Origin of the sequence: Streptomyces sp. SID5643 (assembly GCF_009872555.1) — a bacterium.
Classification (GTDB): Bacteria; Actinomycetota; Actinomycetes; order Streptomycetales; family Streptomycetaceae; genus Streptomyces; species Streptomyces iakyrus.
Window position 1 is genome coordinate 26,779 of the sequence record NZ_WWIC01000167.1, and the last position, 13,912, is coordinate 40,690.

The following is a 13,912-nucleotide window of genomic DNA, read 5'->3' on the forward strand; positions in this document are numbered from 1 at the left end:
GGTCCTACCGGGCCGTCAGCCGGCGCGCGGCCTCCTTCACCGAGGCCCGCAGGCGGTCCCGTTCGGACTCGCCGTCGCCGACCAGGATGCGCCGCATCTGGGGGACGACGGCGGTCCAGTTGGCCAGGGCGGTCAGCAGGAAGAGCAGGTCGGCCGCCGGAATGGCGTCCGTGACGGCTCCGCGCCGCTGCCCCTCGCGGAGGGCGGCGACCTTGCGGGCGTAGTGCTCCTGGCGGTCGGACTCGTGGGGCAGCTCGGTGCTGCCGTACTCCAGGCCCTCCCAGAAGAGCAGGCGCAGCAGCTCCGGGTGGGCGGCGTGGTAGTCCATCAGGCGGTCGACCCAGCTCTCGATGTCGTCCGGGTCGACCGGGACGGCCTCGGCGAGGTGGAGCATCTTCTTTTCGAGGACGATCGCGAACAGCTCGGCCTTGTTGCCGAAGTAGGCGTAGATGAGCTGCTTGTTGGCCTTCGCCGCGGCGGCGATGCGGTCGATGCGGGCACCGGCGATGCCGTGCCGGGCGAACTCTGCGACCGCCGCCTCGAAGATCCGGGCCTTGGTGGCCTCGGGGTCCCTTGCTGCCATGGGGGAGAGCGTAGCGCGACCGGGTAACCAACTGTTTGGTTGACAGGGAATGACGGGGCGGCTCAGACTGTTGCCCCATAAGCCAACCAACCAGTTAGTTGCTAGAGCCGACTCCAAGGAGTCCCCTCCCATGCCGTCAGCGACCACCACCACAGCCCGTGGCACCGCCGCCCCCGCGCGGCAGGCGCGTACCCCCGCCCCCGGCCTCTTCCTCACGCTGCTCGCCGTGTGCAGCGCGGTCACCGCCGCCAACATCTACCTCGCCGCGCCGCTGCTGCCGCTCATGGCCCGCGACTTCGGTTCGGCGCCCTCGGCGATCGCCTGGATCGCCTCGGTCGCCCAGCTCGGCTACGCGGTCGGGCTGCTGTTCTTCGCCCCGCTCGGCGACCGTGCGAACCGGCGCCGGCTGGTCGCCGGGCTCACGCTCGTCACCGCGCTCGCGCTGGGTGCCAGTGCGGCCGCCCCGGGCGCCGCCGTCCTCGCGGCCGCGGTGTTCGTCGCCTCGGCGGCGACCGTGATCCCCCAGCTGCTCGTCCCGCTCGTCGCCGAGCGGGCCCCCGCCGAGCGGCGGGCCCGGCATGTCGCGGCGGTCATCGCGGGCCTGTTCACCGGCATCGTCGCGGCCCGGGTCCTGGGCGGGCTGGCCGGGCAGGCGTTCGGCTGGCGGTGGGTGTTCGCGGGTGCGGCCGTGCTCACGCTCGCCCTGGGGCTCGCGACCGCGGTGGCCCTGCCGTCGCGGCGGCGCCGGCAGGGCCCGCTGTTCGCGGGGCTCGTCGCGCTGCCGTCGGTGCTGCGGAGCTCGCCGGAGCTGTGGCGGGCGTGCGTGCGGCAGGCCGGGATGTTCGGTGCGTGGAGCGCCCTGTGGACCTCACTGGCGCTGCTGCTGACCGGTCCGGCATACGGTCTGTCCACCGCGACCGCCGGGCTGTTCGGCCTGTTCGGGCTGACCGCGAGTGCGGTGGCGCCGCTGGCGGGCGGGCTGGTGGACCGGTTCGGGGCGGCGCGGGTCGTGCGCTCCGCGTACCTGATCGCCGCCGTTTCGGTGCCGTTGTTCTGGCTGGGCGGGCAGGTGCTGTGGGCGCTGTTCGCCGCCGCGGTCGCCGTGCACGCGGCCCTGGTCGCCTCCCACGTCGCCAACCAGACCCTGGCCCTGACCGCGACCGCCACCCCCGCCACGGCCAACACCGCTTATGTGGTCGCCGGTTTCGCGGGCGGCGCGGCCGCATCGGCCCTCGCGGGGACCGCCTACAGCCACTTCGGGTGGGGCGGGGTGTGCGGTGTCGCGGGGGTGTGGCTGGTGCTGGGGTGGGGCGTGACCGCCGTACGACGGTGAGGCGCTGCCGTACGGCGGTCCGGGGGCGGGTCAGAGGCTGGTGACGTCCAGCTCCCCCTCCGCGTACTGCCTGCGCAGGACCTTCTTGTCGAACTTGCCCACGCTCGTCTTCGGGACCGCCTCGACGATCGTCCAGCGCTCCGGGAGCTGCCACTTGGCGACCTTGCCCTCGTCGGCGAGGAAGGCGCGCAGGGTGTCGAAGGTGGCGGTGGAGCCCTCCTTCAGGACGACCGTGGCCAAGGGGCGCTCGCCCCACTTGTCGTCGGGGACGGCCACGACGGCCGCCTCGGCGACGTCCGGGTGGGACATCAGGGCGTTCTCCAGCTCCACCGACGAGATCCACTCGCCGCCGGACTTGATGACGTCCTTGGCCCGGTCGGTGAGGGTGAGGTAGCCGTCGGCGGAGATCGTGCCGACGTCGCCCGTCTTGAGCCAGCCGTCCTCGCTGAACTTGTCGGCGGGACGGAGGGGTTCACCGTCGGGGCCGTTGTAGTAGGCCCCGGCGATCCAGGGGCCGCGCACCTCCAGCTCGCCGGCCGACGTCCCGTCCCAGGGGAGGCGTTCGCCGCCGGGGCCGGTCAGGCGGCCCTCGACACCGGCCGGGAAGCGGCCCTGGGTGAGGCGGTAGGCGAACTCCTCCTCCGAGCCGGCCGCCACCCCGGCCGGCGGACGGGCGATCGTGCCGAGCGGGGACGTCTCCGTCATGCCCCAGGCGTGGCAGACCCGCATGCCCAGCTTGTCGAAGGCCTCCATCAGCGAGGGCGGACAGGCCGAGCCGCCGATGGTGACCTGGCCGAGGGAGGAGACGTCGCGGGGGTTCGCGGTCAGCTCGGCGAGCAGCCCCTGCCAGATGGTGGGGACGGCGGCGGCGTGGGTCGGCCGCTCGCTCTCGATCATCGCGGCGAGCGGGGCCGGCTGGAGGAAACGGTCCGGCATCAGCATGTTCACGCCGGTCATGAAAGTGGCGTGCGGCAGGCCCCAGGCGTTCACGTGGAACTGGGGGACCACGACCAGGGAGGTGTCCTCGTCGGTCAGGCCCATCGACTGGGCCATGTTGACCTGCATGGAGTGCAGGTAGACGGAACGGTGGCTGTAGACCACGCCCTTGGGGTCGCCGGTGGTGCCGGAGGTGTAGCACATGGCGGCGGCCTGGCGTTCGTCCAGCTCGGGCCAGTCGTACGAGGTCGGCTTGCCCGCGATCAGGTCCTCGTACTCGTGGACGCGGACGCCGGCGCCGTCGAGGAGGGAGCGGTCTCCGGGGCCCGTGACGACCACGTGCTCGACCGGCTTCAGGTGTGGAAGCAGCGGGGCGAGCAGGGGGAGCAGCGAACCGTTGGCGATGATCACACGGTCGGCGGCGTGGTTGACGATCCAGGCCAGCTGCTCGGGCGGGAGGCGGAGGTTCAGGGTGTGCAGGACCGCGCCCATGGACGGGATCGCGAAGTAGGCCTCGACGTGTTCCGCGTTGTTCCAGGCGAGGGTCGCGACGCGCTCGTCACCGGTGACGCCGAGGTCGTCCTTCAGCGCGTGGGCCAGCTGGGCCGCGCGGGCGCCGATCTCGGCGAAGGAGCGGCGGTGCGGCTCGTCCTCACCGGTCCAGGTGGTCACCTGTGATGTCCCGTGGATCGTCGACCCGTGGGTCAGGATCCTTGAGATCAGCAGCGGTACGTCCTGCATGGTGCTCAGCACGGCGTCCTCCCGGGGGCGACTTTGCCTACGCGGTGGTAAAGGTTGCGCTGATTCTGCGCACATACCGCGTGGTATGTCACTAGGACCGGGTGATCGATCAGATCACGCCATGCCGGAGGGGCAGCTCACAAGCGGGCGCAGCACCGCCTCACTGGCGGACAAGTCCCAGCTCAGCGTCCTCGCGGAGCTTGCCGATCGCCCGGGAGACGGCCGACTTCACCGTGCCGACCGAGACGCCGAGCACCTCGGCCGTCTGGACCTCGCTGAGGTCTTCGTAGTACCTGAGGACCACCATCGCCCGCTGCCGGGCGGGCAGCCGCATGATCGCCCGCCACATCGCGTCGCGCAGCGCCTGCTGCTCGGCCGGGTCGTCGCCGCCGGGCACCGGGTCCGGCTCGGGCAGCTCGTCGCAGGCGAACTCGTCGACCTTGCGCTTGCGCCACTGCGAGGTCCGGGTGTTCAGCAGCGCCCGCCGCACATAGCCGTCGAGGGCGCGGTGGTCCTCGATGCGCTCCCAGGCGACGTACGTCTTGGTGAGGGCGGTCTGCAGCAGGTCCTCCGCGTCGCTCGGGTTGCCGGTGAGCGAGCGGGCGGTACGCAGCAGCACCGGCTGGCGGGCCCTGACGTACGACGAGAACGACGGGTACGGAAGGGTCTGCGCCGCTGGTCCGGCCGCCTTCGAAGCGCTCGTGCAGACGAGTGTGGTCATGGCTCAACGCTATGAGCGGGGCACGGCGAGCGGATCGGCCGCAGGTCCCGAAGCGGGGTCCCCCTCAGGTTGTAGGGGCAGGGCCCGCCGCACCTCCTGTAGGTGGAGCGGTGGACCCGGGGTACTGCGGGTTCACCCCTGGGGGGAGGCGGTCAGGACGAGTCCCGACGTGGGCACGCCCGTCCCCGCCGTCACCAGGACCCGTTGCGCCCCGGGCACCTGGTTCACCGCCGTCCCCCTGATCTGCCGGACAGCCTCCGCGATGCCGTTCATGCCGTGCAGGTACGCCTCCCCCAGCTGACCGCCGTGCGTGTTGAGCGGCAGGTGCTCCCCGGCCACGAAGTCCGCCGCCTCACCGGGGCCGCAGAAGCCGAACTCCTCCAGCTGCGTCAGCACGAACGGCGTGAAGTGGTCGTAGAGGATCCCCACGTCGATGTCGGCCGGGGCGAGCCCCGAGGTGCGCCACAGCTGCCGGGCGACCACCGCGGCCTCGGGCAGGCCGGTCAGGTCGTCGCGGTAGAAGCTCGTCATCTGCTCCTGGGCGCGTCCGGCGCCCTGGGCAGCCGCGGCGATCACGGCCGGCGGGTGGGGCAGGCCGCGGGCCCGTTCGACGGAGGTGACGACGAGGGCCTGGCCGCCGTCGGTCTCCTGGCAGCAGTCGAGCAGCCGCAGCGGTTCGACGATCCAGCGCGAGGCGGCGTGGTCGGCCAGGGTGATGGGCCGGCCGTGGAAGTGGGCCGCCGGGTTGGTCGCCGCGTACTTCCGGCCGGTGACCGCCACGTGCCCGAACGCCTCCGGGGTCAGCCCGTAGGTGTGGAGGTAGCGCCGGGCCGCCATCGCCACCCACGAGGCCGGGGTGAGCAGGCCGAACGGCAAGGACCAGCCGAGCGCCGCGCCCTCGGCCGACGGCTCCCGGTGCCGCACTCCGGAGCCGAAGCGGCGGCCCGAGCGCTCGTTGAAGGCTCGGTAGCAGACGACCACGTCGGCGACGCCCGCGGCGACCGCCAGGGCGGCCTGCTGGACGGTGGCGCAGGCCGCGCCGCCGCCGTAGTGGACCCGGGAGAAGAAGGACAGCTCCCCGATGCCTGCCGCCTGGGCGACGGTGATCTCGGGGCTGGTGTCCATCGTGAAGGTGACCATCCCGTCGACGTCGGCCGGGGTCAGCCCCGCGTCCGCGATGGCCGCCCGCACCGCCTCGACGGCGAGGCGCAGTTCGCTGCGGCCCGAGTCCTTGGTGAAGGCGGTGGCCCCCACACCGACGACGGCCGCGCGCCCGCCGAAACCGTCCCCCCCTCGCCGGCTCATGCCGGGACCCTCACCGTCACGGTGCCCGTGACGTGCTTGCCGATGCCGTTCGCACCGACGACCCGGACGGTCACCGTGTCGCCGTCGACCTCCTCGACCGTGCCCGTGAGCACCATCGTGTCGCCGGGGTGATTGGGCGCGCCCAGCCGGATGGCGACCCGGCGCAGCTCCGCACGCGGGCCGAAGTGGTCGGTGATGTAGCGGCCGACCAGGCCGTTGGTCGTCAGGATGTTCATGAAGATGTCCGGGGAGCCCTTGCGCCGGGCGAGCTCCGGGTCGTGGTGGACGTCCTGGTAGTCCCGGGAGGCGATCGCCCCGGCGACGATCAGGGTCCGGGTCACGGGGATCTCCAGCGGCGGGAGGCGATCACCGGGCTTCACGGGCCCACCCCCCTCACCGGCCTTCACGGGCCCACCCCCCGGAACACCGGCAGCTCCAGCTCCTCGTCGTACCGCCGGAACTCCAGCCGCACCGGCATGCCGATCCGCACCTCGTCGTACGGCACTCCGACCACGTTGCTGACGATCCGCACGCCCTCCGCGAGGTCGATGAGGCCGACCGCGTAGGGCGGTTCGAAGGCCGGGAAGGGCGGGTGGTGCATGACGACGTACGAGTAGACGGTGCCCTCGCCGCTCGCCGCCACGGTGTCCCAGTCCGGGGAGCCGCACGCGTTGCACCCCGGCAGCCAGGGGAAACGCAGGGTGCGGCAGGCGGTGCAGCGCTGGATGAGCAGTTCGTGGCGGGCCACGCCCTCCCAGAAGCCGGCGTTGTCGCGGTTGACGACCGGGCGGGGGCGGCGTTCCACCGGCTGCGAAGGCCGGTGTGCGGGGGCGTACTTGAGGATGCGGAAGCGGTGGGTGCCGGCGAGTTCGCCCCCGGCCCTGACGTCCGTGCGGGTGGTGACGAAGTAGCCGGTGCCGAGTCTCGTGGTCTTGCGGCCGGACACCGACTCGATCACGGAGTCGAAGGTGATCCGGTCGCCCGGGCGCAGCGGGCGCAGGTAGTCCTGTTCGCAGTCGGTGGCGACGACGGCGTCGTGGCCCGACTCGTCGAGCAGCGTGAGCAGTTCGTCGTACGCGGCCGTGCGCTCGGGGCGGCGGGTGAGGCCGGCCATGGTCCAGGCCTGGAGCATGGTGGGCGGAGCGATGGCGTCCGGTCCCGTGTACGCGGGGCTGGTGTCGCCCATGGCCTCGCACCAGTGCCTGATCATCGGCTCGTTGACCAGGTCGCGGCCGACCCCGGTGGCGGCGGCCGGGAGGCCCTCGTAGGCCTTCAGGCGCGCCTCGAACTCCTCGTGGACCTCCGGCTCACCACTCACGGTTTCTGACTGTCCGTCAGATTTAGGATGCCGTCAAGGCCCCGCAGACGCGCAAACGCCTGCGCGGCGGTACCGGAGTACCGCCGCTCAGACGTTGTGACCCCACGAAGCACACCCCCACAGCACCCGGGCCGGTGCCGCCGCACCGGCCCGCTCAGCTCACCACCACAGCGGGGCGAAGCTGATGGCGGTGTTGGCGTTGCCCTGGTTGACGGCCGTGAACTCCGAGCCGTTGACCTGCGCGGTGTTGCTCTGGTTCGAGGCGCCGTCGCCGACGGCCTGCTGCTGGGTGGTGGCCGCGGTGCCGAAGTTGTCGCCACCGACGCCGCTGCCGAGGTTGCCCTGCTCGGCCTCCGTGACGGCCGCGATGGATCCGTTGTCCGCGAAGGCGCCGTTGTCCGCCGTCGCGACGCCGGTGAAGAGGGCGGCGGCGAGCGGAAGGGCGGAGACGGCTGCGATGACGCGGGCGGTACGGATGCTTGCCATGTTCTTGTCCCTCCAGGACTGTTCGGGAGCGAGGACGCACCGGCTCATGGCCGTCGTGCGTGAATCACTGCTGTCACCAGGGAAGTTGGCCGGCCGCCCCGGTGCGGTGCTCGACGTCGCGAGTCCAGAGTTGCCCACCGAATCCCCGGCGAACCACACCGGAAGCCCCTATTCGCACGCAAGCGTGAGGACAAGTCGATAAACCCCTATGCGTCACTTCCGCACCGGATGAGAGCGAAAGAGGGCGTTCGAACCCGGGTGCCGCAAGGGATGAAGCGTTCCAGCAGCTTTCCCGGCCACCATCCGGCCCCGGCGCGTCGCACCCGTTCCCTCTTTCCTTTTCGAACGTGCGTACGAAACTAGAGGCATGGCCACCACCGACCGGCAGGCCACGACGCTGGCCCTCGCACACGCCCTGTCAGCCGCCGAACGCGGACTGGCCGTCCTCCCCCTGTCCCGCTCCAAGCTCCCGGCACTGCGCTCCCCGCACCGCGACGACCCCGCGCCCTCCCCCTGCCACGGCGCGTGCGGCCGCCTCGGGCACGGGGTCTACGACGCCTCCAGCGACCCGGCCCGCATCCGCGAACTGTTCGCCGCCGCGCCCTGGGCGACCGGTTACGGCATCGCCTGCGGCCTGCCCCCGCACCATCTGATCGGCCTCGACCTGGACGTGAAGACCGGCATGGACTCCTCGGCCGCCCTGCGCGAGCTGGCGCTGCGGCACCTCTTCACCATCCCGCCGACCGTGGTCGTCGTGACCCCGTCGGGCGGGCGGCACCTGTGGCTGAGCGGACCGCCCGAGGTGGTCGTCCCCAACTCGGCGGGCCGGCTCGCCCCCGGCATCGACATCCGCGGCGCGGGCGGCTACCTGGTCGGCCCCGGCTCCCGCACCGGCCGGGGCGTATACGCCGCAGCCCCGGGCACCGCGCATCTGGCCCCCGCCCCCTGCCCCCGCTCCCTCCTGCGGCTGCTCCTCCCGCCGCCCCGCGCCCACCACCCGCTGCCCGCCTCGGCCGGCGGGCACGGCCAGGGCCTGGTCCAGTTCGTCCTGGCCGCGCACGAGGGCCAGCGCAACACCCGCCTGTTCTGGGCGGCCTGCCGTGCCTACGAGGACGGCATCGGCCCGGCGCTCGTGGATGCGCTGGCCGGCGCGGCCCGGGCCACCGGCCTGTCCGAACGGGAGGCCCGGGCGACGATCGCCTCGGCGGCACGGATGACCGGGCACCGGCCGTGAACCCGGCTCCGCCCATGACCACCACCGAAAGACCTCGATGCACCTCCACGCGAAACGGCCGGCCCTGGCGCTCGCCCGCCTCGTCCTGGCCTCCGGCCGCCCGGTGGACCTCGCCGAGCTGCGGTTCTCGTCGACGTACGGCGACCTGCTGGACGGCTACCCCTGCAAGCCGCTGAACGACCTGCGCATCCGCAGCCTCCTGCACGCCGCCGAGCGGTCCCGCCCGGGCACGCCGGTGCACCTCGTCCCGCCCCGGCGCGAGTACCCCGACCAGTACGCGGGCGGCCTCGGGCCGGTCGAGGTGCTGCCCGCCGTGGCCTGCCTCGGCACGTTCCACTCGGCGGCCCTGGATCCGGCCCGCGACCCGGTCGCCTACCGCTCGCGTCTGACCGTCGTCTGGTTCCAGTCCACGCCCCGCCTGCCCTCGGACTGCGACGCCGAGCCCGCGCTGCGCGACCTCGACTGGCCGGTACTGGCCCGGGACGCCCCGGCGCCCCCGTAGGGTCGCCCGATGAGCGCTTTCCGTACGGAACTGCCGCGCTGGCAGTTCGAGTTCACCTGGTCACTGTTCGAGTACCACCTGGAGCGGCTGGAGCCCGGCGACTTCCTCTGGGAGCCGGCGGAGCTCTGCTGGACGATGCGCCGGGGTCCGGACGGCGTCTGGGTCCCGGACTGGGCGGACACCGAACCCGACCCGGTCCCCGTGCCCACCCTCGGGTGGGTGACCTGGCACATCGGATGGTGGTGGAGCGTCACCCTCGACCACGCCCAGGGCCGCCCGCCCCGCGACCGGGCGGACATCGTCTGGCCCGGCGAGGGCGCCCCGACGGTCGAGTGGCTGCGCGGCCTGCGCACGCAGTGGCTGAAGGTCCTGGACGACCTCACCGACGAGGACCTGGACGCCACGGCCCCGTTCCCCTGGCCGAACGATCCCGGGCACACCGTCGAGCACATGGTGGCCTGGGTGAACGCGGAGCTGATGAAGAACGTGAGCGAGATCGGCCAGCTGCGGCTGTTGCGGGTGGCGTCCGTCTAGACGGTGCCCGGGGCGTACCGGTACGTCCACATCACTAGTGGCAGGTCTGTGACCTGCCGCGATGCGTACGACTCCTTTCACCCGGACCGTGTCCCCGGCTCCCGGGGCGCGGCCGCCCGGGGCGTGACATCGTGGGCGCATGAGTATCGACGTTCGCGCGGCCACGGACTTCGAGGACGTCCGTGCCGTGCTCGGGCCGAAGTCGCCCGGGGCGAACGTCTGCTGGTGCCTGAGCTACCGGATCCCCTCCCGGCTCAACAACGAACTGCGCGGCCCGGCCCGCGGCGCGTACGTCGCCGAGCTGTGCCGCGCGGATCCGCCCCCGGGCGTCCTCGCCTACGACGGTGACGAACCGGTCGGCTGGGCCGCCGTCGCTCCGCGCGCGGACACCTCCTTCGCCCGCAACCGCAAGATCCCGCACGTCGACGACCTGCCGGTGTGGTCGCTCTGGTGCATCCGGGTCCGCCCCGGCCACCGCAAGCAGGGCATCTCGCACGCCCTCATCGCCGGGGCGGTCGGGTTCGCCCGCGACCGGGGCGCACCGGCGGTCGAGGCGTACCCCTTGGACAACGGCGACGCCAAGATCGACCTGACGATGGCGTACGCGGGTCTGCGGAAGAACTTCGAGCGCGCCGGCTTCGTCCACGCGGCGGACACGACCTCGGTCCTGGCCGGTCACCCCCGCGTTCTGATGCGCCTCGACCTACGCTGAGAAGGCTTGACCTGCGTTGAAAGGGCTTGACCTGCATTGAAAAAAGGCTCGACCGCTGGCGACGGGGGATGCACCAGCGGTCGAGCTATGGCCAAGGGTAACAAGCGCTTGCCCACCACGAGCCGACTACCCGTCAGGAAACCCCGGTTGTGACTGGTATCACTGAACTACCGTGATTCCCAAGCCCGTTGGACAGGACGGCCTCGTCAGCCGTCGCACGGCGGATCGTAGGAGAGCCGGGGCAGGTACTCCCGCCAGGTGTCCGGCGTCAGCACGCCCCGGGTCATCGAGCAGATGCGGCGGACGGCCGTGTCGACGTCGAGGTCCCAGAGCCGGATCGTGTCCGCGCCGCTCGACACCCCGAGCATGTCGCTGTTCGGGCTGAACGCCAGGAAGGTGCCGGTCTTGGTGTTGGGGCTCATCGACGGGCCGATCGCGGTGGCGTGCGCGGGGTCGGTGACGTTCCACAGCCGGACGGTGCTGTCGTTGCCGCCGCTGGCCAGGGTGCGGCCGTCCCGGCTGAACGTCAGCGACACGACCGCCTCCGTGTGGCCCGTGAGCCGCGCCAGCTCGGTGGCCCCGGCGGGGTCCGTGGTGTCCCAGAGGCGGACCGAGTTGTCGTCGCCGGCGCTGGCCAGGATGCGGCCGTCGCGGCTGTGGGCGAGCGCGTTGACCGCTCCGAGGTGGCCGCGCAGAGGCGCCCCGGTCAGCCGCACCCGGCCCGGATCGGTCGCGTTCCACAGCCGGATCGTGCCGTCCGCGCTGCCGCTGGCGAGCGTCCGGCCGTCCGGGCTGAACACGAGGTGGTTGATGTAGCCCTTGTGGCCGGTGAGGGGAGTGCCGAGCGGGCGCGGCCGGGCCGGGTCGCCGATGTTCCACAACCGGATGGTGCGGTCGTCGTAGGCGGTGGCCAGGATCTGCCCGTCGGGGCTGAAGGCCAGCGGGTCGGCGTACCGGGTGCGCAAGGGTGCGGGAGAGCCGTGGCGGACCGGGCGTTCGGGGTCGCCGAGGTCCCACAGCTCCACCACCCGGTCACCCGTCACCACCGCGAGGGTGCGGCCGTCCGGGGAGAACTCCAGGGAGCGCACGTCGCCCTTGCCCGGGCGGAACGGTTCTCCTGTCCGGATCGGCCTGCCGGGCGTCCGCACGTCCCACAGCCGGATCCGCCCGTCCCGGGCCGCCGTCGCGAGCAGCCGCCCGTCCGGCCGGAACACTCCGGTCCGGCCGGTCATGTCCGACGTGGGCAGCGACCACAGGCGGACCTTGTTGTCTCCCGCCCCGGTGGCGAGCGTGCGCCCGTCGGGGCTGAAGCCGAGCGCGTACATCTCGCCGCTGCTGCCCGCGAGGGGGCCTCCGACCTGCGACGCGTGCTCCGGATCGCTGACCTTCCACAGGCTCGCGGTGCTGTCCGCGCTGGCCGCGGCGAGCATGTTCCCGTCCGGACTGAAGGCCACGGACCAGACCGGCCCGGTGTGGCCGGTGAGCGGCGCGCCGACCGCGGCCGGGCGGCCCGGACCGGCCATGTTCCACAGGTGGACGGTGCCGTCCGCGCTGCCGCTGGCGAGCGTGCGCCCGTCGGGGCTGAAGTCCACGGAGTGCACGGTGGCGGTGTGACCGGTCAGCGGTGCCCCGGCCGGCTCCGGGCGCCCCGGGCCGGACACGTCCCACAGCCGGATCGTGCCGTCGTCGCCCCCCGCGGCCAGCGTCCGGCCGTCCGGGCCGAACGCCACCGACCGCACCGCTGCCGTGTGCCCGGTCAGGGGCTCGCCCCGGGCCCGCGGCCGGCTCGTGTCGGCCAGGTTCCACAGCCGGACGGTGCGGTCGTCGCCGGCGGAGGCCAGCGTGCGCCCGTCCGGGCTGAAGGCGATCAGGTAGATCGTGCCGTCATGTCCGGTCAGGGGCTCGCCGAGCGGCTTCGGGTGCCCGGGCCCGGTCACGTCCCACAGCCGGATCGTGCCGTCGTCGGACGCGCTGGCCAGCGTCCGGCCGTCCGGGCTGAAGACCGCGCTGCTCACCCAGCTCGTGTGACCGGTGAGGGGCCTGCCCAGGGGCTTGGGACGCCTGGGGTCGGCGACGTCCCACAGCCGTACGGTCCGGTCGTAGCTTGCGGTGGCCAGGACCTGGCCGTCCGGGCTGAAGGTCGTGAGGTAGACGGCGCCCGTGTGGCCGGTGAGTGGGGTGGCGAGCGGGGCGTTCACGATGGAGATCAGACGGCTGTTCGTGCCCTTGTCGTCGGGCCGCAGCCCGTGCGCCACGAGGTCGAGCTGCGCGGACAGCGACGGGTCGGTGTGCTGGACGCGGTCGGACTGGGCGAGCACCTGCTCGAAGACGGCCGCGTCCCGCTGCTTCCAGGCGACGATCGCCGACCCGCCGGCCAGCAGCGCCAGCACGACGAGCGCCGCCACCGCGCCCCGGCTGATCCAGATGATCCGTCTGCGCAGCCGCACGGACGCGGCCAGGAACTCCACCGCGCTGCGGGTCAGGAACGTGGCCCCGGCGGATCGCGCCCAGGTGTGGGCCTGCTCCAGCCGGGAGCCCCGGTAGAGCAGGGAAGTGTCGCGGTTCGACTCCTCCCAGGCCCGGCCGTCCTCCTCCAGGCGCTGACGCAGCAGATTGCCCTGCCGGTCCTCGTCGATCCAGTCGCGCAGCCGCGGCCAGGCGTGCAGCAGCGCCTCGTGGGTGATCTCCACGGTCTCCGCGTCGAGCGTCACCAGCCGGGCGCGCACCAGCGCTTCGAGGGACTCCTCGGTCTTGCCCGGGTCGGCCGACTCCCGCGCCAGTTGATCCCGGGTTCCGCGACGGCGCGTGGCCTGGGTGTCCTCGCCGAGGCGGACCAGGCGGAGCAGGAGCAGCCGGGCGGCCGTGCGCGCGGCGGGGTCGAGGCCGGCCCAGGCCCGTTCGGCGGTCGCCGCGACCGCGCCCTGGATGCCGCCGGCCGCGCGGTAGCCGGCCAGCGTGAGCCGGCCCGCCTTCCTGCGCTGCCAGGTGGCGAGCAGGGCGTGCGAAAGGAGGGGCAGCACGCCCGCGTCGTGCGCCGGGCGCAGACCGTCGGCACTGACCTCCCGGACGATCAGCTCCGCCAGGCCCGGTTCCAGCTCCAGGCCGACGGCCTTGGCCGGGCCGGTCACCGCCTCGCGCAGCTCCGCCGTGGTCAGCGGCCCGAGCACCATGTGGCGGTGCTGGAGCGCGTCGGCCAGTTCCGGGTATCTCAGGCAGCGGTAGTAGAAGTCGGCGCGGATGCCCAGCACCACGACCGCCGGGGCCGGTTCGCCGGGGCCGGCGGGCGAGCAGGCGGCGTGCAGGACCTCGATGAAGGCGCGCCGGTCCGCCTCGTCGGGGCAGAGCGTGAACGTTTCCTCGAACTGGTCCACGATCACGACCGGACGGGCCCCGGAGGGAGCCACGCGCCGGGCCCAGGCGGCGACGGCGGCGCGGGCGGTGTCGGGGTCCGGGGCCGTCGGTCGGTGGGCGGGGCCGGTCGATGGTCGGGCGGCGGGGGCGGGGGCC

13 protein-coding genes are annotated in these 13,912 nt (G+C 73.1%); 5 read left to right on the forward strand and 8 right to left on the reverse strand.

The window, feature by feature from the left end; all coding sequences use genetic code 11:
* Window positions 1–4 precede the first annotated feature (4 nt).
* Complete coding sequence (locus GTY56_RS20170; RefSeq protein ID WP_107456560.1) at window positions 5–583, reverse strand: TetR/AcrR family transcriptional regulator; 579 nt, start codon at window positions 581–583, stop codon at window positions 5–7.
* Window positions 584–713: 130 nt separating this feature from the next.
* Here GTY56_RS20170 and GTY56_RS20175 point away from each other — a divergent pair, with 130 nt between their 5' ends.
* Window positions 714–1,916 (forward strand): MFS transporter, encoded by a 1,203-nt coding sequence (locus GTY56_RS20175; RefSeq protein ID WP_161366754.1) that lies wholly within the window; start codon window positions 714–716, stop codon window positions 1,914–1,916.
* A gap of 30 nt (window positions 1,917–1,946) precedes the next feature.
* Here GTY56_RS20175 and GTY56_RS20180 read toward each other — a convergent pair whose 3' ends face one another.
* The 6 genes from GTY56_RS20180 to GTY56_RS20205 all read right to left on the reverse strand — a co-directional run bounded on the left by GTY56_RS20180 (window position 1,947) and on the right by GTY56_RS20205 (window position 7,423).
* On the reverse strand, window positions 1,947–3,605 hold the full coding sequence (locus GTY56_RS20180; protein ID WP_346345523.1) for a long-chain fatty acid--CoA ligase: 1,659 nt from the start codon (window positions 3,603–3,605) through the stop codon (window positions 1,947–1,949).
* A gap of 148 nt (window positions 3,606–3,753) precedes the next feature.
* The gene (locus tag GTY56_RS20185; protein WP_161366755.1) at window positions 3,754–4,314 is read right to left on the reverse strand and encodes a SigE family RNA polymerase sigma factor; all 561 of its coding nucleotides are present in this window, start codon (window positions 4,312–4,314) and stop codon (window positions 3,754–3,756) included.
* A gap of 132 nt (window positions 4,315–4,446) precedes the next feature.
* Complete coding sequence (locus tag GTY56_RS20190) at window positions 4,447–5,619, reverse strand: lipid-transfer protein (RefSeq protein WP_161366756.1); 1,173 nt, start codon at window positions 5,617–5,619, stop codon at window positions 4,447–4,449.
* Entirely contained in the window at window positions 5,616–5,999 is a 384-nt protein-coding gene (locus GTY56_RS20195; protein ID WP_346345524.1) for a MaoC family dehydratase, read from the reverse strand. The genes GTY56_RS20190 and GTY56_RS20195 overlap by 4 nt, the downstream gene beginning before the upstream one ends.
* A gap of 23 nt (window positions 6,000–6,022) precedes the next feature.
* Window positions 6,023–6,937 (reverse strand): OB-fold domain-containing protein, encoded by a 915-nt coding sequence (locus GTY56_RS20200; protein WP_161366758.1) that lies wholly within the window; start codon window positions 6,935–6,937, stop codon window positions 6,023–6,025.
* Between the two features lie 159 nt (window positions 6,938–7,096).
* Window positions 7,097–7,423, reverse strand: a complete 327-nt coding sequence (locus tag GTY56_RS20205) for a hypothetical protein (RefSeq protein WP_161366759.1) — start codon at window positions 7,421–7,423, stop codon at window positions 7,097–7,099.
* Window positions 7,424–7,790: 367 nt separating this feature from the next.
* On the opposite strand from GTY56_RS20205, the gene GTY56_RS20210 reads away from it, so the two are divergent.
* From GTY56_RS20210 to GTY56_RS20225, 4 genes are all read left to right on the forward strand, one after another.
* Window positions 7,791–8,657: a bifunctional DNA primase/polymerase gene (locus tag GTY56_RS20210; RefSeq protein WP_161366760.1), complete on the forward strand. Its 867-nt coding sequence runs from the start codon at window positions 7,791–7,793 to the stop codon at window positions 8,655–8,657.
* A 37-nt stretch (window positions 8,658–8,694) separates the two neighbouring features.
* Window positions 8,695–9,159 carry a hypothetical protein gene (locus GTY56_RS20215; RefSeq protein ID WP_202510476.1) on the forward strand — a complete coding sequence of 155 codons (465 nt, stop codon included), beginning with the start codon at window positions 8,695–8,697 and terminating at the stop codon, window positions 9,157–9,159.
* A gap of 9 nt (window positions 9,160–9,168) precedes the next feature.
* Window positions 9,169–9,693 carry a DinB family protein gene (locus GTY56_RS20220; RefSeq protein WP_161366761.1) on the forward strand — a complete coding sequence of 175 codons (525 nt, stop codon included), beginning with the start codon at window positions 9,169–9,171 and terminating at the stop codon, window positions 9,691–9,693.
* A gap of 139 nt (window positions 9,694–9,832) precedes the next feature.
* A complete protein-coding gene (locus tag GTY56_RS20225) occupies window positions 9,833–10,405 on the forward strand; it encodes a GNAT family N-acetyltransferase (RefSeq protein ID WP_161366762.1) in 573 nt (190 codons plus the stop codon).
* Window positions 10,406–10,611: 206 nt separating this feature from the next.
* Here the strand turns inward: GTY56_RS20225 and GTY56_RS20230 are convergent.
* The coding region (locus GTY56_RS20230) for a WD40 repeat domain-containing protein (protein ID WP_161366763.1) at window positions 10,612–13,912 on the reverse strand (3,301 nt) is incomplete at its 5' end.